This window comes from Microbacterium sp. CH1, from assembly GCF_001595495.1.
GTDB lineage: Bacteria > Actinomycetota > Actinomycetes > Actinomycetales > Microbacteriaceae > Microbacterium.
Genome location: NZ_LOSO01000011.1, coordinates 857890 through 875681, shown reverse-complemented (window position 1 = coordinate 875681; position 17792 = coordinate 857890). Strand labels below are relative to the sequence as shown.

At 71.1% G+C, this 17792-nt stretch carries 16 protein-coding genes and 1 tRNA gene; 5 read left to right on the top strand and 12 right to left on the bottom strand.

From position 1 onward, the window contains the following. Window positions 1-24 precede the first annotated feature (24 nt). The 3 genes from AUV07_RS07625 to AUV07_RS18095 form a co-directional block, all read right to left on the bottom strand. A complete protein-coding gene (locus tag AUV07_RS07625) occupies window positions 25-591 on the bottom strand; it encodes a hypothetical protein (RefSeq protein WP_062635028.1) in 567 nt (188 codons plus the stop codon). Between the two features lie 2 nt (window positions 592-593). Then, window positions 594-1742, bottom strand: coding sequence for a zinc-dependent alcohol dehydrogenase (locus AUV07_RS07620; protein WP_062635027.1), 1149 nt, complete (start codon window positions 1740-1742; stop codon window positions 594-596). 94 nt (window positions 1743-1836) lie between these two features. Continuing rightward, complete coding sequence (locus AUV07_RS18095) at window positions 1837-3297, bottom strand: aminotransferase class I/II-fold pyridoxal phosphate-dependent enzyme (RefSeq protein WP_062635025.1); 1461 nt, start codon at window positions 3295-3297, stop codon at window positions 1837-1839. 158 nt (window positions 3298-3455) lie between these two features. Here AUV07_RS18095 and AUV07_RS07610 point away from each other — a divergent pair, with 158 nt between their 5' ends. Further along, on the top strand, window positions 3456-4553 hold the full coding sequence (locus AUV07_RS07610; RefSeq protein WP_062635023.1) for a carboxylate-amine ligase: 1098 nt from the start codon (window positions 3456-3458) through the stop codon (window positions 4551-4553). A 77-nt stretch (window positions 4554-4630) separates the two neighbouring features. On the opposite strand, the gene ctaD is transcribed toward AUV07_RS07610, so the two are convergent. The 5 genes from ctaD to AUV07_RS07590 form a co-directional block, all read right to left on the bottom strand. Further along, window positions 4631-6301, bottom strand: coding sequence for an aa3-type cytochrome oxidase subunit I (gene ctaD / locus AUV07_RS07605; protein ID WP_231868214.1), 1671 nt, complete (start codon window positions 6299-6301; stop codon window positions 4631-4633). A gap of 116 nt (window positions 6302-6417) precedes the next feature. Then, on the bottom strand, window positions 6418-7716 hold the full coding sequence (nhaA, locus tag AUV07_RS07600) for a Na+/H+ antiporter NhaA (RefSeq protein WP_062635019.1): 1299 nt from the start codon (window positions 7714-7716) through the stop codon (window positions 6418-6420). A gap of 61 nt (window positions 7717-7777) precedes the next feature. Next, window positions 7778-7951 carry a hypothetical protein gene (locus AUV07_RS17775; protein ID WP_197462122.1) on the bottom strand — a complete coding sequence of 58 codons (174 nt, stop codon included), beginning with the start codon at window positions 7949-7951 and terminating at the stop codon, window positions 7778-7780. A gap of 96 nt (window positions 7952-8047) precedes the next feature. Then, window positions 8048-8120, bottom strand: a tRNA-Arg gene (locus AUV07_RS07595). A gap of 16 nt (window positions 8121-8136) precedes the next feature. Then, entirely contained in the window at window positions 8137-8946 is an 810-nt protein-coding gene (locus AUV07_RS07590) for an SGNH/GDSL hydrolase family protein (RefSeq protein ID WP_062635252.1), read from the bottom strand. A 93-nt stretch (window positions 8947-9039) separates the two neighbouring features. Between AUV07_RS07590 and argS the strand changes: the two genes are divergently transcribed. Both argS and AUV07_RS07580 read left to right on the top strand, forming a co-directional pair. Next, window positions 9040-10704 carry an arginine--tRNA ligase gene (argS, locus tag AUV07_RS07585; protein WP_062635018.1) on the top strand — a complete coding sequence of 555 codons (1665 nt, stop codon included), beginning with the start codon at window positions 9040-9042 and terminating at the stop codon, window positions 10702-10704. 8 nt (window positions 10705-10712) lie between these two features. Further along, entirely contained in the window at window positions 10713-11561 is an 849-nt protein-coding gene (locus AUV07_RS07580; protein ID WP_062635016.1) for an LmeA family phospholipid-binding protein, read from the top strand. Between the two features lie 12 nt (window positions 11562-11573). Here AUV07_RS07580 and AUV07_RS07575 read toward each other — a convergent pair whose 3' ends face one another. Genes AUV07_RS07575 through AUV07_RS07560 form a run of 4 tightly spaced genes read right to left on the bottom strand, consistent with a single transcriptional unit; the run spans window position 11574 to window position 14899 of the window. Next, complete coding sequence (locus tag AUV07_RS07575; protein WP_062635014.1) at window positions 11574-12308, bottom strand: alpha/beta fold hydrolase; 735 nt, start codon at window positions 12306-12308, stop codon at window positions 11574-11576. A 1-nt stretch (window position 12309) separates the two neighbouring features. Next, on the bottom strand, window positions 12310-12891 hold the full coding sequence (locus AUV07_RS07570) for a TetR/AcrR family transcriptional regulator (RefSeq protein WP_062635012.1): 582 nt from the start codon (window positions 12889-12891) through the stop codon (window positions 12310-12312). Next, window positions 12884-13774 carry an alpha/beta fold hydrolase gene (locus tag AUV07_RS07565; protein WP_062635010.1) on the bottom strand — a complete coding sequence of 297 codons (891 nt, stop codon included), beginning with the start codon at window positions 13772-13774 and terminating at the stop codon, window positions 12884-12886. The genes AUV07_RS07570 and AUV07_RS07565 overlap by 8 nt, the downstream gene beginning before the upstream one ends. A 51-nt stretch (window positions 13775-13825) precedes the next feature. Beyond that, complete coding sequence (locus tag AUV07_RS07560; protein ID WP_180964522.1) at window positions 13826-14899, bottom strand: YihY/virulence factor BrkB family protein; 1074 nt, start codon at window positions 14897-14899, stop codon at window positions 13826-13828. Between the two features lie 146 nt (window positions 14900-15045). On the opposite strand from AUV07_RS07560, the gene lysA reads away from it, so the two are divergent. Together lysA and AUV07_RS07550 are read left to right on the top strand one after the other, a co-directional pair. Next, on the top strand, window positions 15046-16464 hold the full coding sequence (gene lysA, locus AUV07_RS07555) for a diaminopimelate decarboxylase (RefSeq protein ID WP_231868213.1): 1419 nt from the start codon (window positions 15046-15048) through the stop codon (window positions 16462-16464). Window positions 16465-16485: 21 nt separating this feature from the next. Then, window positions 16486-17790, top strand: a complete 1305-nt coding sequence (locus AUV07_RS07550; protein ID WP_062635006.1) for a homoserine dehydrogenase — start codon at window positions 16486-16488, stop codon at window positions 17788-17790. Window positions 17791-17792: the final 2 nt, after the last annotated feature.

The window sequence follows — 17792 nt, the reverse complement described above, 5'->3', positions numbered from 1 at the left end:
CCACGCCGCCGTCTCGGTCCCGGCTCAGCGCCGACGGCCGAGGCGGCGGAGAGCGCGGACGCTCAGGACCGCCGTCAGCACCCAGGGCCCCACGACGATGATCGGGTCGAGCCAGGTGTGCCGGAGATCGATGCGGCCGCGTCCGAACCGCGACGCGAGCGGACGATGCTGCGGTTCCGCGAGGACGCCGGTCTGCGTGATGGGGTCGTCCGGCCGCCGGGTGAGCAGGGAGCGGGCGTGCGCGGTCACGGCATCGACGCGGTCGCCCAGCACGAGCAGCATCCAGCGGGTGTTCTTCGTCTCGCTGAACCGGTCGTAGGCCACGCGCCGGATGGCGCCGGACAGGCCGTGCAGCGGCTGGGCGGTGCCCCAGACGGGAGGCAGCATCCCGTGCTCGATCGAGCGCTCGCGGCCGCGGTCGGGGCCCTGACGCTCGGGGAGGTCCCAATGCGCGCCGGTGTCGCCGACATCCTCCAGCTGCTGCCAGGTGCGGCGGTGCTCGGGGGCGAGGTCGGCGCCCCAGCCCGGGATCCGGGCACGCAGCTCCTCGGGGGTCGGTGCGGGGATGGGTCGAGATCCTTCGTACGGCATGGTCATTCCTCTCCGACGACGATGAGCGGCTTGATGCAGTCGTCGAGCTTGGACGAGAACACGTGGTAGGCCTCCGCGATGTGCTCCAGGGGGAAGCGGTGCGTCAGCAGCTCGGACGGACGGATGTGCCCCGCCTGGATGTGTTCGAGCAGCCGCGGCCACTGCCTCTTCACGGGAGCCTGGTTGCCGCGCACCGTGAGCCCCTTGTTGATGATGTCGCCTAGGCGCACCGAGGTCACCAGCGGACCGTACGCGCCGAGGATCGACACGGTGCCGCCCTTGCGCACGCTGTCGATGGCCCAGTTCACCGCGACGGGGGAGCCGCCCTGCAGCTTGAGCTTGGCCGCGGTCACGTGCTGGACGACACTGCCGTCCGCCTCCGCGCCGACCGCGTCGATCACGACGTCCGCGCCGAGGTAGCCGGTCGCCTTCTTCAGCGCGAGCACGATGTCACCGGCTTCGTGGAGGTGCATCGTCTCGGCGAAGGCGAAGTCCCGTGCCTTCTCGAGCCGGTAGTCGAGGTGGTCGACGACGATGACCCGTCCGGCGCCGAGGAACCAGGCCGAGCGGGCGGCGGCCAGGCCGACGGGCCCGGCGCCGAACACGACCACCGTGTCCCCTTCGGCGATGTCGGCCTGCTGCGCGCCGAAGTAGCCGGTGGAGAACGCGTCCGTGAGCAGCAGCGCGTCTTCGGAGGTGAGCCACTCCGGGATCACCGACGGGCCGACATCGGCGAACGGCACGCGCACGCGCTCCGCCTGCCCGCCGTCGTACCCGCCTGTCGTGTGCGAGTAGCCGTAGATCCCCCCGACCGCGGTCGCATTGGGGTTCACGTTGTGGCAGTTCGAGAAGAGGCCGCGGCGGCAGAAGTAGCACGAGCCGCAGTAGATGTTGAACGGCACCATCACCCGGTCGCCCGGACGAAGCGTCTCCACGGAGGAGCCGACCTCCTCGACCACCCCGACGATCTCATGACCGAAGGTGTGCCCGATGCGGGTGTCGGGCATCATGCCGTGGAAGAGATGGAGATCCGACCCGCACACGGCTGCTCTCGTGACCCGCACGATCGCGTCGTTGGGGTGCTGGATCGTCGGATCGGGTTTCTCCTCGACGCGGATCTTGTACGGTCCGCGGTAGGTCATCGCCTTCATCGGGTGCTCCTTCTCTGCGTGGGGTGACCGACGCTAGGGACCGCCTCGAGGATGACTCAGGGCATTGACGGATGAGCGAGGGAGGCGTAGGGGATCAGGACCGCACGACGCGGATGGTCTCGACCGACGGATCCGCAGCGTCGGGGATCACCATCCCGGCCTCCGCGCCCGAGCGCAGGTAATCGACCACTGCCTCCTCGATGCGCTCGCCGGGGAGGACCGCCGGCACCCCTGGCGGGTAGGGCGTTATCTGCTCGGCGGCGATGCGTCCGACCGCCTCGACGGCCGGCACCACCTCGACGGGACCGAAGAACGCGTCGCGCGGGCGCATCACCGTCTCCAGCTCGAGATCGCCCGGCGCGGGCCGATGTACGGGCGGAGCCGCGGGCAGGCCATCCGCGGCCTGCCCGAGCGCCGTCAGGGCGGCGATCAGCAGGTCGGCCGACTCCGGCCGGTCGGCGAGGGAGAACGTCGCCTCGATGCGGGTGGGGTCGTTCAGCCCGACGTCCAGACGGGTTTCCGCGCGCAGCCAGTCCGCGGCCTGATAGCCGCTGATGCCGAGACCGCTGACATCGATGAGGATGTGCATCGGGTCGAAGTCGTGCGACGCCTCGGCGCGCACCAGCTCGTCGCCGAGGACGTGCAGCCCGGGGAGGCGGTCGATCCGCGTGCGCGCGTCATCGACGAGCTCGAGGGTCCTCCCGATCATCTCCCGGCCGTGCTGCACCATCTGCCGCCGCCAGCCGTCCATGGCCGCGTAGAGCAGGACATTGGCGCTCGTGGTCGCCAGGACATCGGCGCACTGCTGCAGGCGGACGGGGTCGACCAGGTCGCCCTGCAGATGGTAGATCGAGCCCTGCTCCAGGCCCATGCCCATCTTGTGCACGCTGACCACGCAGACATCCGCCCCGGCGTCCATGGCCCAGGTCGGCAGGTCGTCGTGGAAGGGCAGGTGCGCGCCCCACGCCTCGTCGATGATGAGCGGCTTGCCGCGCTTGTGGCAGACCTCGGCGATGGCCGCGATGTCCGCACACGTGCCGTACGGGGTCGGGCTGGTGATGAGTGCGGCGGAGGCGTCGGGGTACCGCTGCCACATCTTCTCGACCGCGTCCGGTGACGGCGGGTGGGCGATGTGAAGCTCCGGATCCCAGGTGGGGGAGATCCATCGCGGCTGAAGGCCGGAGAGGACGAGGCCTGCGGTGACGGACTTGCGGGCGTCTCTGCCGATGAGGATCTCGCCTTCCCCGCGGGTGACGGCGAGGATGGTCGCCTTGACGGACAGCGAGCTGCCGCAGGTGGAGAAGAAGGCGTGGTCGGCGCCGACGGCGTCGGCCATGAGGTTCTCCGCATCCGAGAGGTATCCGTTCGTCGAGGACCGATCGTCCAGTCCCGCCGACGCGAGCAGGTCGTTGCGGAACACATCCGCGCCCAGCACCTCGAGGACGCGCGGATCGACCCCGCGGCCTTGGCGATGCCCGGGCGGGGTGTAGCCGTAGCGGTTCAGTTCGTGGTACTCGTTCATGGCCTCGAGGATCGGTGCGCGGTTCTGGTCCATGTGCCCTGTGTAGCCGGGGGAGGGGAGGCGGTCCCGACCCTTGCGCTTCCCGCGGCGCTGTGCTCGACGCCCGGCCGTGGGCGGAGGCGCGGCATGACCCGCAGGCGTGAATTGTCAAGAGCCTGTTTCCCTTCGCGAGGCCCCGGCTCAATGCCCCTATGAGAACGATCGGTGTCGAAGAGGAACTGCTGCTGGTCCATGCGGAGACCGGTGCCCCGGTCGCGGCCGCGCCGCGGATCCTTGGCGGTGCCACCCACGCAGAGGCGCCCGCCCTGGAGGCGGAGCTGCAGCAGGAGATGCTGGAGGTGGTCGGCCCGGTATGCCGCACTCTCGACGAGCTCGCGCGAGGCGTGGACGAGGGACGCCGCCGAGCGGACGAGAGCGCGCGGGCGTGGGGGACGCGAGCGGTACCGCTGGCGACGTCGCCGCTGCCGGTGGTGCCGCACCACTCGGCGGCGCCGCGGTACCGGGAGATGACGCGACGCTACGGAGTGACGGCGCGACGGACTCTCACGTGCGGCTTCCATGTGCATGTGTCGATAGCCTCCGAGGCGGAGGGCGTGGGCGCTCTCGATCGCCTGCGCGAGTGGCTCCCGATCCTTCTCGCCTTCAGCAGCAACTCCCCGTTCTGGGACGGCGTGGACACCGGGTACGCGAGCTATCGCAGCGACGTCTGGAGCCGCTGGCCCTGCGCCGGTCCCAATCCCGTCTTCGGTTCGGTCGCGCGGTACCGTGAACACGAGCGCGAGACCCTGGCGACCGGGACGCTGCTGGACGCCGGGATGCTCTACTTCGACGCCCGGCTCTCCCGGCATCAGCCGACACTCGAGATCCGCATCGCCGACATCTGCCGAGAGCAGGACGACGCGGTCACGCTCGCCGCCCTGGGCCGTGCGCTCGTGGAGACGGCTGCCGAGGAGTGGCGCAGGGGTGTGCCCGCGCAGAGCACGGACGAGCGTCTGCTCCGGCTCGCCGGATGGCGGGCGGCGATGAGCGGCGTCCGCGGCGAGCTCGTCCACCCGATCACCGGGCGCCCCTGCTCCGCTGCGGAGGCCGCGCGAGCGCTGCTCGACCACGTGCGCCCCGCACTCGTCGCTGCCGGAGACCTCGGTCGAGTCGAGTCCGGGCTCGCGGCCGTCCTGGAGCGGGGGACGGGCGCGGACCGCCAACGAGCGGATCTGGCGCGGCGGGGCCGGCTGGTCGACGTCGCCCTCGGGGCTGCTCGCCGCGCCGAGGACGCCCCGGTCCTCACCTGACCGACGCGCTCAGCAGCGGGGGCGCGCGTTCCTGCGGACCGCCGCGCGGCGCGACGACCGGGAACCCTCGATCTTGTCTAGGACGGGGCAGTCCGCCGTCGTCGCTGATCCTCCGGCGGCGGTGCGACCGGTTCCTCGGTCACTCCCTGATGGTTCAGGTCGAACGCCGGGCGCTCGCTGCGGATGCGCGGGATCGACGTGAAGTTGTGCCGCGGCGGCGGGCACGAGGTCGCCCATTCGAGCGAGGAGCCGTACCCCCAGGGGTCGTTGACCAGCACCCGGGGTGCTTTACGGGCCGTGATCCAGACGTTGAGGAAGAACGGCAGCATCGAGGCGCCGAGGATGATCGCCCCGATCGTGGAGACCTGGTTCTGCCAGGTGAACTGGTCCTGGTCCGCGTAGTCGGCATAGCGCCGCGGCATCCCTTCGACGCCCAGCCAGTGGTGGATGAGGAAGGTCATGTGGAAGCCGATGAACAGCATCCAGAAGTGCACGTAGCCGAGGCGCTCGTTCAGCATGCGACCCGTCCACTTCGGCCACCAGAAGTAGAAGCCGGCGAACATCGCGAACACGACCGTACCGAACACCACGTAGTGGAAGTGCGCCACGACGAAGTAGCTGTCGTGGAGCGGGAAGTCGAGCGGGGGCGAGGCCAGGATCACACCGGTGAGACCACCGAAGACGAACGTGACCAGGAACCCCAGGGCGAAGACCATGGGTGTCTCGAAGGTGACCGACCCTCGCCACATCGTGCCGATCCAGTTGAAGATCTTCACACCCGTCGGCACGGCGATGAACATGGTGAGGAGCGCGAAGAACGGCAGGAGCACGGAGCCGGTGACGTACATGTGGTGCGCCCACACGGCCACCGAGTATGCGGCGATCGCGATCGTCGCATACACCAGGGTCTTGTAGCCGAAGATCGGCTTCCGGCTGAACACCGGGAACACCTCGGAGACGATGCCGAAGAACGGCAGCGCGATCACGTACACCTCGGGGTGGCCGAAGAACCAGAAGAGGTGCTGCCAGAGAAGCACGCCGCCGTTCTGCGGATCGAAGATGTGCGCACCGAGGATCCGGTCCGCCGCCGCGGCGAACAGAGCGGCCGCGAGCACGGGGAACGCCAGGAGCACGAGCAAGCTCGTGATCAGGGTGTTCCAGGTGAAGATCGGCACGCGCCACATCGTCATGCCCGGGGCACGCATCGTGATGATCGTCGTGATGAAGTTCACCGCGCCGAGGATCGTGCCGAAGCCGGAGATGCCCAGGCCCACCATCCAGAGATTGCCGCCGACGCCGGGTGTGAAGGTCGCGCTCGCCAGCGGTTGGTAGGCGGTCCACCCGAACGACGCGGAGCCCTGGGGCGTGAGGAAGCCGGCGACCGCGATGGTCGACCCGAACAGGAACAGCCAGAACGAGAAGGCGTTCAGACGCGGGAAGGCGACGTCCGGAGCACCGATCTGCAGCGGCATGATCGCATTCGCGAAGCCCGCGAACAGCGGCGTCGCGAACATCAGCAGCATGATCGTGCCGTGCATCGTGAACAGCTGGTTGTACTGCTCCTTGGTCGGGACGATCTGCATCCCCGGAGCGAACAGCTCGGCACGGATCACCAGCGCCATCACACCGCCGAGGAGGAAGAACATCACCGAGGCGATGAGGTACATATACCCGATCGTCTTGTGGTCCGTGGAGGTGATCCAGGTGACGACGATGTTGCCCTTCTGCTCGACGCGTGACGAGCTCATCAGCGCAGCGCGACGCGCGTCGGCGCGTCTGGTATCGGTCGACATCGAAAACTCCACTTCTGCGGCGCCCCGTGCGCGGCGGATGCGCCGACGGTAGGAGGAACCGGAAGGGAGACTCAGGTGGTTGACAGATTCGTCGGAGCGGAGGATGATCCCCGGCGAGCCCGACGGCTGCGGGTGGCGAGCACGAGTCCGCCGAGGACCGCGGCGAGGAGCGAGCCGACGAGGACGCCGATCTTCACGTGGTCGTCCGCGACGCTGCTGCTGCCGTACGCGAGCTCACCCACCAGCAGCGAGACCGTGAAGCCGATGCCCGCGAGCAGGGACATGCCGGCGAGATCCGGCCAGCGCAGCGTCTCGTCGAGGCGCAGGGCCGGTACGCGACTCAGCAGGAACGTCGTGAGCAGGATGCCGACGGGCTTCCCGAGCACCAGCCCCGCGATGATCCCGATGGTGATGGGGTCGGTCAGCGCCGAGACCAGGCCGTCCACGCCGCCGATCTCGACCCCGGCCGCGAAGAACGCGAAGACCGGCACGGCGACGAGGGTCGCCACGATGCCCCAGCGATCCGCGAAGTGCGCGGCGAGACCGTCGTAGACCGGGGCGCCGTCCGCGTCCGTCCCGGTCCGCACCCGCGCGCGGGCCGTCGGACGCACCGGGACCAGGAAGCCGAGCAGCACCCCCGCGACCGTCGCGTGCACCCCGGATGCATGCACGAACGCCCACACGGCGAGGGCGAGAGGGAGCAGGATCCACCAGGAACGGATGCCGTTCTGCACGGCGAGCGCGAAGCCCGCGAGGGGGAGGAGCGCGAGGATCAGCCAGGGGAAGCTGATGGTCTCGGTGTAGAAGGTGGCGATGATCGTGATGGCGATCAGGTCGTCGATGATCGCGAGCGTGAGCAGGAACACCCGCAGTGCCGGCGGCAGGAAGCGGCCCACGACGGCGAGCACCGCGATCGCGAACGCGATGTCCGTGGCCGTGGGGATCGCCCATCCGCGGAGGACCTCGGCGCCGGAGGTCGCGTTGATCGCGACGAAGAACAGGGCGGGGACGATGACGCCCCCGACCGCGGCGGCGATCGGAAGCGCGGCACGGCGCGGATCGCGCAGCCGCCCGGCGACGAACTCCTCCTTCAGCTCCAGCCCGACGACGAAGAAGAACACGGCGAGCAGGCCGTCGGCGGCCCAGGCGCCCACGCTGAGCTCGAGGTGCCACTCCGGGATCCCGAAACGGAAGTCCCTGACGGCCTCGTACCAGGGGGCGGCGGGGGAGTTGGCGAGGATCAGGGCGGCGAGCGTGGCGGTCAGCAGCAGACCGCCGCCGAGCACGTCGCTCCGGGCGGTGGAGCGGATGCCGCGCCACAGCTCATGCGGCGCGAGACGGAAACGGGCAGGGGACGACGAAGAAGACACAGGGGTACCTCACGGCAGTTGGATGGGTGACGCGATGGCGCCGCACCCGTCCGGGCGCGGCCTATCCCTGTGGCGGCGGGCAGCCCGCGATCTCGCCGTGCGAGAGGGTGCCCCAGACGCTCGTCCACCCGTTCGTGCCGGGGTGCAGGACCACGCGCATCCACTGCGTCATCGGCGTCGCGGACGACAGACGGCGCGGAGCGCGCGTCGAACCGGCGATGTGGAGGGAGGGCACGGATCCAGGCTACCCGGCTCGGCTGCGGGACGTGGACGGGCTCCCGGTTGCACGAGAAGAGGGACCGTCCGTCTGGACGATCCCTCTTGCTGTACGTGCCCCCGACAGGAGTCGAACCTGCGACCTACGGTACCGGAAACCGGCGCTCTATCCACTGAGCTACGGAGGCGTACCGATCGACAATATCACTCGTCGGGGGTGGTCTCCGACCCACCGGCCTCCGTGACCGGCGCGGCGCGCAGTTCGTCGAGCGCTGCGGCGAGCTTCTCGGCGAGGTAGCGGTGGCCGTCGGTGGACGGATGCTTGCGCCCGACCTCCACGTCGATGACGGCGAGATAGTTGTCCTCGGTGATCCAGTCCCGCTCGATCGGGGAGATGTACCACCAGCCGCGGGCCGAGGCGAGAGCCGCGAGATCCCGGTCGATCCGTGCCGTCTGCGCGCCGACCGGAAGCTCGTGCGGCGCGGGGCCGAGCACGACGATCGCGGCCTCCGGGTAGAGAGCCGTCAGCGCGTCCCACGCGGCGGTCACGGCCTCGCGGTAGCCGGCCACGCCCTGCGCCCGGTCGTTGATGGAGCCCTGGATGATGACGAGATCCGGATCGAGAGTCGGGTCCAGTGCCGCGATGCGGTCGCCGAAGGCGGGGCCGTCGATGCCGGGCTTGAGGTAGCCGCTGCCCCGGACGCCGTCCACGATGGTCGTGCCGTGCAGGAGGTCGGCGAGCACGTACGCGTAGCCGAGCGTGGGGTCGGAGGCGGCCGAGCCGTAGGTCCAGGAATCGCCGAACACGAGGACGGTCGGCTCGTCGGGGAGCACGAGCGGTGCGGGGGCGATCACCGCGATGGACTCGTCTCCGGCGGCGGCACCGACGGGGAGGGATGACGGCGCCGGAACCCAGGGCCGCCAGACCCCGAGAACGCCCGCGGCGACGGCGACGAGGAGGGCCGCGGCGATGCCCGCGATGCGCAGTAGACGAGGAGCGGCGGGGGCGTTCATGGTGTGAGAGTAGATCACCGAGGACGGATCGCAAACTCCGCAGGACACGGGGCGACGGAACGGGCCCGCGCACCCCCGTAAACTGGGGGATCTATGAATCCTGAAACGCTCGCCCACGCCCTCCTCGCCGTCCTCGCCCTCATCGCCGAGGAACGACGTCCGGGCGAGCCGTTCGACCTCTCCGCCGCCGACATCGTGCTGGAGCGCCCGCGCAACCGCGATCACGGCGACTGGGCCTCGAACATCGCCATGCGCCTGGCCAAGACCTTCGGCACGAACCCGCGGGAACTCGCTCAGCAGATCGCCGACGGACTGGCCGATGTGGACGGCATCGCGAGTGTGGAGGTGGCGGGTCCCGGCTTCCTCAACATCCGCCTCGACGCGGCGGCCGCCGGTGCGCTCGCGAAGGTCATCGTCGACGCCGGTCCCGCCTACGGGACGAACTCCTCACAGGAGGGCGTCAGCGTCAACGTCGAGTTCGTCTCGGCCAACCCCACCGGACCGCTGCACATCGCGCACACCCGCTGGGCGGCCCTCGGCGACGCGATCGTCCGCCTGCTCCTCGCGAGCGGCGCCCGTGCGGTGCGCGAGTACTACATCAACGACGCGGGCGTGCAGATGGACCGCTTCGCCGCGTCCGTGCTGGCTGCGGCGAAGGGGGAGCCCACGCCGGAGGGCGGCTACCCGGGGGAGTACATCGCGACGCTGGCCGGCCGCGTTCTCGAGGCCCGCCCCGACCTGCTCGACCTCCCGGAGGAGGAGCAGCTCGCCGTCGCCCGCGAGCTCGGCTACGAGTACCAGCTCGCCGAGATCAAGCACTCCCTCGAGCGCTTCAACGTGCCGTTCGATGTGTGGTTCTCCGAGCGCACCCTCCACGCGAAGGATGCTTCGGGTTCCAGCCTGATCGACCAGGCCGTCGACCGTCTGCGCGAGCAGGGCCACGTGTTCGACGAGGACGGCGCCGTCTGGGTGCGCACCACCGACTTCGGCGACGACAAGGACCGCGTCATCCGCCGCTCGAACGGCGAGTACACGTACTTCGCCGCCGACGCCGCCTACTACCTGAACAAGGGCGACCGCGGCTTCCGCGACAAGATCTACCTGCTCGGCGCCGACCACCATGGCTACGTGCACCGTCTCAAGGCGGTCGCGGGAGCGGCGGGCGACGACCCCGCGAAGAACATCCAGGTGCTCATCGGCCAGATGGTCTCGATCAACGGAGCCCGCCTCAGCAAGCGCGCCGGCAACATCATCGAGATGGACGACCTGCTCGACTGGCTCGGCACGGACGCGCTGCGGTACTCGCTGGAGCGCTCGCCCGCCGACTCGCCGCTCGACCTCGACCCGGAGCTCCTGCAGAAGCGCACGAACGACAACCCGGTGTTCTACGTGCAGTACGCACACGCCCGCACCCACAACGTCGCGCGCAACGCCGCCGACTCCGGCATCGACCGCTCGGTCTTCTCCCCGGAGACGCTCACGCACGAGACCGAGGCGGCGCTGCTGGGCGCGCTGCAGGAGTTCCCGCGCATCGTCGCGTTCGCCGCCGAGGTGCGTGAGCCGCACCGCGTCGCGCGCTACCTGGAGGAGCTCGCCGGGCTGTACCACCGCTGGTACGACAACTGCCGGGTGATCCCCCTGAGCGACGCCCCGGTCGAGGACGTGCACCGCACGCGCCTGTGGCTGAACGACGCCGCCGGCCAGGTCTTCCGCAACGGGCTCGACCTGCTCGGCGTCTCCGCGCCCGAGCGCATGTAGGGAGCGCCATGAGCGACGACAACCCGACCCTCCCGTACCCGAAGCCCTCGGACGAGCACCCGACGCTCGTGGTCCCCGACCCGGCGGACGGTCGCGAGCGGAAGGGCGCACCGCCGCGGCGGCGCCGGTGGCCCTGGGTCGTCCTCATCGTCGTGGTGGTGGTCGCGGCCCTCGTGGTCGCGGCCGAGCTCGTCGCCCGTGCGATACTGCCCGGCGTCGTGCGTTCGATCGTCATCGAGCAGCTCGATCTGCCCGCCGACCAGCAGCTCGATGTCGAGACCGAGGGGATCCTGTTGCCGCAGCTGCTCGCCGGCCGCCTCGACACCCTGCGCCTGTCGACCGACGCCGTGACGCTGCAGGGCATCACGGGGGCGGCCGACGTCACCGCGACGGGCGTCCCGCTGCGCGGCGGCGACCTCGATGGCGCCGACGGCACCATCCGCATCGACCAGGACCAGTTCACCGCTCTGCTCTCGGACACCGACCTGCCCGTCGACACGGTCGAGTTCGCCGCGCCGAACGCGACGCTCGGCGGCTCGTTCGCGGTGCTCGGCACGCCGGTCCCGGTGTCCGTCACGTTCACCCCCGGCGCCGCCGAGGGGGACCTCGAACTCACGCCGGTGGCGGCGAGCATCGGGGGCGTGGACATCGATCTCGACCGCGTGGGCTCGTCGCTCGGCTCCCTGGGCGCAGGGATCACGGAGCCGCGGCGCGTCTGCATCGCCGACCAGCTCCCGGCCGGGCTCACGCTGACGGGGCTCGAGATCGTCGAGGACGAGGCCGTGATCGACATCGACGTGAACGGCGCGATCGTCACGGACGAGTCGCTGCAGGAGAAGGGCACCTGCGACGGCTGAGCGGACCCCGGTTCACCCGGGCAGGCGCTCCTGCAGGCGCGCGGCGAGTTCCGCCGGCCGTTGCAGGGGGATGCCGTGACCGCACCCCTCGACGACCTCGAGTGTGCTGCGCGGGTGCACGCGGTTCAACAGCGCGGCGGAGCGGCGCATGAGCGGCTTCTCCTCTGCGCCGACGAGCACCAGCGCCGAACCGGGATGCGCACGCCACGCGGGCGGCGGTGTGAAACGCAGGTTCTCCTCGACCGCGTGCAGCAGCGTCGTGCGTGAGAGGGCGGCGGAGGTCTCCAGGTAGCGGGGAAGCAGTTCTTCCGGGATGAACAGCTCTCGTGCCTGCAGACGGGCGAAGCGCTCGTTCCTGGCGAGTCCGGCGGTGAGGCGGAGCAGCGCCAGAGTGGGCCCGACGGCCCGGATCGGCTCCGCCTGAGCGCTGATGACGACGGCGTCGGCGACGAGGTCCGGGCGTCGTGCGGCCAGCAGGACGGCGAGCTGCGCGCCGAGGGAGAAGCCGACGACGGTGGCCGGTCCGGTCTCCCGCTCCAGCAGGGGGATGAGCCCCGTCACCGTCTCCCCGTGCGATGCGTAGTCGACGCTCGCGCTGCGGCCGTGACCGGGGAGGTCCGGGACGATGACCCGGCGCGCGGGATCGAGGTGTCCGCGCAGCGGCCCCCACATCCACCCGGCGACCCCGCCGCCGTGCAGGAGCAGAAGCGGTGGTGTCCCCGGGGGACCCGATGTCTCGTGATGCATGTCACTCCGTCTCGAAGCTCGCGGCCATCCGGCCGACGGTGTCGATCGCGCTCTCCAAGGTCGCGCGATCCAGGGGACCCAGCGTGCGTGCGGCCGAGAGCAGTCCGAGGGTGGCGCTGGAGAGAGCGAGGGCCAGGGCTTCGGGCTCCACATCCGGCACGATCCGGCCCTGGCGCTGGAGGTCACGGATACCGGCGACGACCCGTTCGTGACGCGTCCGGTACCGGGAGGTCGGCTGCGCGGCGACGTGGGCGCCGAGCACTCCCGCGTCGTCGAGGAACGCGGCCGTCATGAGCTCGTCGCCGAGCAGCGCCGCCGCCGTGGCGCGGTAGAGGGCGCTGAGCGAGGGCTGCGATCCGGCCGTGCGGCCGACCGTGTCGGCGATCCGCGCGGTGCCGCGCTGGAGCAGGGCATCGAGGATGTCGCGTTTCGCCGCGAACTCCAGGTAGACGGCGCCCTTGCCGATACCGGCCGCGCGCGCGATCGCGGCGACGTTCATCGTGTCGAAGCCCTCGGCCAGGACCATGCGCTCCGCCGCGTCGAGGATGCGTCCCCGACGGTCGGGCACGAGCGGCCTAGGCATCGGAGCCTCGGGCGAACCAGTCGCGCAGGGCGGGGATCACGAGGTCGGGACGGTCCCGTTGCACCCAGTGCCCGGCGCCGGGGGCCACGAGGAGCTGCCCGTCGGGCAGGATCTCCGCGGCCTCCTCGACCCGTCGGAGAGGGACGCCGGAGTCGCGGTCGCCGTGCACGAGGAGGACCGGGACGCGGATCTCGGCGAGTCGATCACGGTAGTCGGTGCGGAGTCGCAACGGCCGCACCTGATCCCGCTGCCAGTCGCCGAACGTCGTGAGACCGGAGCCGGTCGCGGCCTCGGCGAGCACCGCGTCGACGAGACCAGGGGTGCGGGCGTCGGGGGAGCGCACGAGATCCTGGAGGCCTCGCGTCATCGCCTTCCGGTCGCGTGCGTAGACGCGTGTCATGGCACCGAGCAGGCCCGAACGCAGGAGCAGGAACGTCGACAGGTGCGAGAGGGTCCCGACGGCGCCGTCCGTCAGGCGCGGCATCAGGCCGTAACTGCCGAGAAGGGCGGCGGCATGTGCTCCGTCCGGGCGGTCGAGCAGATGGCCCAGCGCCATGCCCGCGCCCATCGAAAGACCTCCGATGGCATAGGCGTGCAGCCCGAGGGCGTCGACGAGGTCGCCGACGTACTGCACCAGGCGCTCCTGGGTCAGCGGCGCATCGAGGCGTGGGCTGCGTCCGAAGCCGGGGTGGTCCGGCGCGAGGACCCGGTGTCCGGCCGCCGCCAGCGCCGACCCGACCTGGCCCCAGGAGAGCTCCGCACTGTCGGCCCCGCCGCCGTGCAGCAGCAGCACGGGCGTCTGCGTCTCCCCGGAGGGGCACCATTCCAGGACCGACACCGCGGCGCCGGGAACGGTCACGGTGTGCCGTCGTGGTGCGGACATGCGTCCCCTCTCGTTGTGACCATCCTATCCATTCCGGTCACAACGAGGACCTCACTCCGGGGCGGCGGTGCCGTTCTCCTCGGCCGCCGCGCGCTGGGCGTCCCGCAGCTCGGCCGTCGCGATCTTCACGTCGACCTCGGCGCGCTGCAGCCGTCGCTGCACGAACGTCCGCGCGCCGAACCGTTCGTGCAGGCGGTCGCCGCGCTCCTCCTCGGCGGTGACGATGTAGGCGCATGCGACGAGGATGACCTGCGTGGACAGCTGGAGCCAGATCAGGAGCGCGAGGAGCGAGGCGAACGAGGCGAGGAGGGGGTTGCTCGTCGCGCCGCCGACGAAGAGCCCGGAGAGCTGCTGCAGCACGATGAGGCCGAAGGCGCCGAGGAGGGCGCCGCTCCACAGGGAGCGCGCGGCGGGCCGGACGCCGGAGAGCAGGAGGAAGGCGCCGACGATCAAGGCCGCGTCGAGGATGAAGACCACGAGCAGCGACAGGAGACGGACCGTCCAGACGAGCAGCGGCGAATCCGACGGCACCCCGAGCAGATCGCCGATCCAGGTCACCCCGAGCTGTCCGATGAAGGTGATCCCGGCGGCGAGCACGAACGCGAGGCCGATGCCGACGCCGAGCAGCAGGTTGCGGACGATGACCCAGATCCACAGGATGTCCGCCTGGATCGTGCCGGCGATGGTCCGGATGGCCGTGCGGAGCGAGCCGATGGCGCCGAGCGCGGCACCCACCAGCGCGATGAGGGAGATGATGCCGGCGATCGAGAACGAGGCCGGGGTCCGGAGGTCCTTGGTGTCGATGACACCGCCCTCGCCGATGAGCCCGGGGACCGCGGACTGCACGGCGTCGATGATCGCGCGCCAGGCCTCCGGGTTGCCGGAGAGCCAGAGAGCCGCGAGGGAGAAGCCGAGGAGCACGCCCGCGAAGACGCTGAACAGGGCCCGGTAGGTCACGCTGTCGGCGAGCATCGGGCCACGGCGCTCGGAGTACAGCAGCACGGCCCTGACCGGGCGCCGGGCGAGGGCCCAGGCGATCACCGGACCCGTGATGCGGGCGACGAGCCCCGGGCGGGCCGGGGCTGCGGAGTGGTTCTCGGAGTCTCGGTTGTCGGTGTCTGCCACGTGCCCACCCTACGAGCCGGGCGGTACCGCTCCCCAGGGGGTTGACGCGGCGTGTCAGCATGACCAGGCCGTGACAGAGGGTGCCCTAGAATCGGGGCAACTCGATGTGCGCCTCCGCCCGAGATCCGTCCCACGATTGGTGTTCCGTGCTCGACTCTGCCGCCACGCTCGCTCCGGACTGGCTCGTCGTCCCCGAAGATCCGAACGATCTCGCGCCCGGTGTCTGGCCGTCTTCGGCCACGCGCGACGACGACGGCAGCCTCGTGCTCGCCGGAGTGCCGGCGCCCGAGCTCGCCCGCACCTACGGCACGCCGCTCCTCGTGCTCGATGAGGACGAGGTGCGGCGCCGCGCCCGGGCCTTCCGCGACGCGTTCGACCGCGCCGCCTCGGCGCACGGCACCACCGCGCAGGTGTACTACGCCGGCAAGGCCTTCCTGTGCACGACGGTCGCCCGCTGGGTCGTCGACGAGGGGCTGCGCATCGACGTGTGCACCGGCGGCGAGCTCGAGGTCGCCCTCGCCGCGGGGGTCGCACCGGCCTCGCTGGGCTTCCATGGCAACAACAAGTCGGTCGCCGAGCTGGAGCGCGCGGTCGCTCTCGGCATCGGCACGATCGTCGTCGACAGCGCGATCGAGATCGAGCGCCTCGCCGCCATCACGGCCCGGACGGACACCGTGCAGCGCGTCATGGTCCGGGTCATCAGCGGCGTCCACGCCGAGACCCACGACTTCCTCGCCACGGCCCACGAGGACCAGAAGTTCGGCTTCCCGCTCGCCGAGGCCGAGGTCGCCGTGGCCCGCATCCGCGAGATCCCGGGGCTGGAGTTCGCCGGCCTGCACTGCCACATCGGCTCCCAGATCTTCGGCGTGGCCGGCTTCCGCGAATCCGCGTCGCGCGGGCTCGAACTGCACGCCGCCCTCCTCGAGGACGGCCCGGTGCCGCAGCTGAACCTCGGCGGCGGCTTCGGCATCGCCTACACCCGCGTCGACGACCCCACGCCGATCGACGAGCTGGCCGACGGCATCGTCGCGGCGGTCGCCGAGGGCTGCGCGGCGCGGGGCATCGCGGTGCCCGCGCTCTCGTTCGAGCCCGGGCGCGCGATCGTCGGCACGGCGGGTGTGACCCTCTACGAGGTCGGCACGACGAAGGACGTCACGGTCGCCTCCGGGGCCACACGGCGGTACGTCAGCGTCGACGGCGGGATGAGCGACAACGCCCGCACGGCTCTCTACGGCGCCAGCTACTCCGCCCGGCTCGCCTCGCGGACGGGGACAGACGAGCCCCAGCTGAGCCGGGTGGTCGGCAAGCACTGCGAGTCCGGCGACATCGTCGTCGACCACGAGTACCTCCCCGGAGACGTGACACCGGGCGATCTGCTGGCCGTCCCGGCGACCGGCGCCTACTGCGCCTCGCTCGCGAGCAACTACAACCACGTCCCGCGGCCGCCGATCGTGGCGGTGCGGGAGGGGCGCTCGCGGGTGATCGTCCGCGGCGAGACCGTCCACGACCTGCTGGCCCGCGACGCGGGCATCGACGGGGCGCACGCCCCCGAGGGAGCACGATGACCCACCCCGAAGGAGCACCCATTGACTGACTACAGACGACTTCGCGTGGCGCTGCTGGGCGCCGGAGCCGTCGGCTCCCAGGTGGCGGCGCTCCTGCTCCGCCACGGCGACGAGCTGGCCGACCGCGCGGGTGCCGCGCTGGACCTGGCCGGCATCGCGGTCCGTGACCTCGACGCGCCCCGCGACGTCGAGCTCCCGAAGGAGCTCTTCACGACCGACGCCGAGTCGCTCATCCTCGGCGCCGACATCGTGATCGAGCTCATCGGCGGCATCGAGCCCGCCCGCACCAACATCCTCCAGGCGATCGGCTCGGGAGCCGACGTGGTCACGGCCAACAAGGCGTTGCTGGCCACCCATGGCCCGGAGCTGTTCGAGGCGGCGGATCGCGTCGGCGCCTCGGTGTACTACGAGGCGGCGGCCGCGGGTGCCATCCCGATCATCCGTCCGCTGCGCGACTCGCTCGCGGGCGACCGCGTCGTGCGGATCATGGGCATCGTCAACGGCACCACGAACTACATCCTCGACCGGATGGACACCGAGGGCGCCGACTTCGCCGACGTGCTGGCGGACGCGCAGCGCCTCGGATACGCGGAGGCCGACCCGACCGCGGACGTCGAAGGCTACGACGCCGCGCAGAAGGCCGCGATCCTCGCCAGCCTCGCCTTCCACACCGCGGTCCCGCTGGAGGCCGTGCACCGCGAGGGGATCACCGCCATCACGGCGTCGATGATCGAGGAGGCCCGCGCGGCGGGCTTCGTGATCAAGCTGCTCGCCGTCTGCGAGCGCATCGAGGCCGACGGCGCCGAGTCCATCTCGGTGCGGGTCTACCCGGCCCTCGTGCCGGTCGCCCACCCTCTCGCCTCCGTGCACGGTGCCAACAACGCCGTCTTCGTCGAGGCCGAGGCGGCGGGCTCCCTCATGTTCTACGGTGCCGGCGCGGGCGGCATCCAGACGGCCTCGGCCGTGCTCGGCGACGTGGTCTCCGCCGCTCGTCGGCACATCGCCGGCGGCGTCGGGGTGGGCGAGTCCACCAGGGCGAACCTCCCCGTCGTGCCCATCGGCCATGTGACGACGCGCTACCAGATCACCCTCGAGGTCTCCGACGCCCCCGGCGTGCTGGCGACGGTCGCCGGAATCCTCAGCGACGGCGGGGTGTCCGTCGCGACCGTCGTCCAGACCGTCGAGGGGGAGGACGAGCCGACCGCCCGCCTCATCATCGGCACGCATCGCGCGACGGAGCAGGCCCTCAGTGACACGGTGGACGTGCTCGCGGGCAGCGACGTCGTCGCCCGCGTGGTGTCCGTCCTCCGGGTGGAAGGCGAGTGACC

Bases quoted from the DNA above. Each gene is read 5' to 3' on its own strand.
- AUV07_RS07625 (WP_062635028.1), bottom strand. From the start codon at position 591: ATGCCGTACGAAGGATCTCGACCCATCCCCGCACCGACCCCCGAGGAG.
- AUV07_RS07620 (WP_062635027.1), bottom strand. From the start codon at position 1,742: ATGAAGGCGATGACCTACCGCGGACCGTACAAGATCCGCGTCGAGGAG.
- AUV07_RS18095 (WP_062635025.1), bottom strand. From the start codon at position 3,297: ATGGACCAGAACCGCGCACCGATCCTCGAGGCCATGAACGAGTACCAC.
- AUV07_RS07610 (WP_062635023.1), top strand. From the start codon at position 3,456: ATGAGAACGATCGGTGTCGAAGAGGAACTGCTGCTGGTCCATGCGGAG.
- ctaD (WP_231868214.1), bottom strand. From the start codon at position 6,301: ATGAGCTCGTCACGCGTCGAGCAGAAGGGCAACATCGTCGTCACCTGG.
- AUV07_RS07590 (WP_062635252.1), bottom strand. From the start codon at position 8,946: ATGAACGCCCCCGCCGCTCCTCGTCTACTGCGCATCGCGGGCATCGCC.
- argS (WP_062635018.1), top strand. From the start codon at position 9,040: ATGAATCCTGAAACGCTCGCCCACGCCCTCCTCGCCGTCCTCGCCCTC.
- AUV07_RS07580 (WP_062635016.1), top strand. From the start codon at position 10,713: ATGAGCGACGACAACCCGACCCTCCCGTACCCGAAGCCCTCGGACGAG.
- AUV07_RS07575 (WP_062635014.1), bottom strand. From the start codon at position 12,308: ATGCATCACGAGACATCGGGTCCCCCGGGGACACCACCGCTTCTGCTC.
- AUV07_RS07570 (WP_062635012.1), bottom strand. From the start codon at position 12,891: ATGCCTAGGCCGCTCGTGCCCGACCGTCGGGGACGCATCCTCGACGCG.
- AUV07_RS07565 (WP_062635010.1), bottom strand. From the start codon at position 13,774: ATGTCCGCACCACGACGGCACACCGTGACCGTTCCCGGCGCCGCGGTG.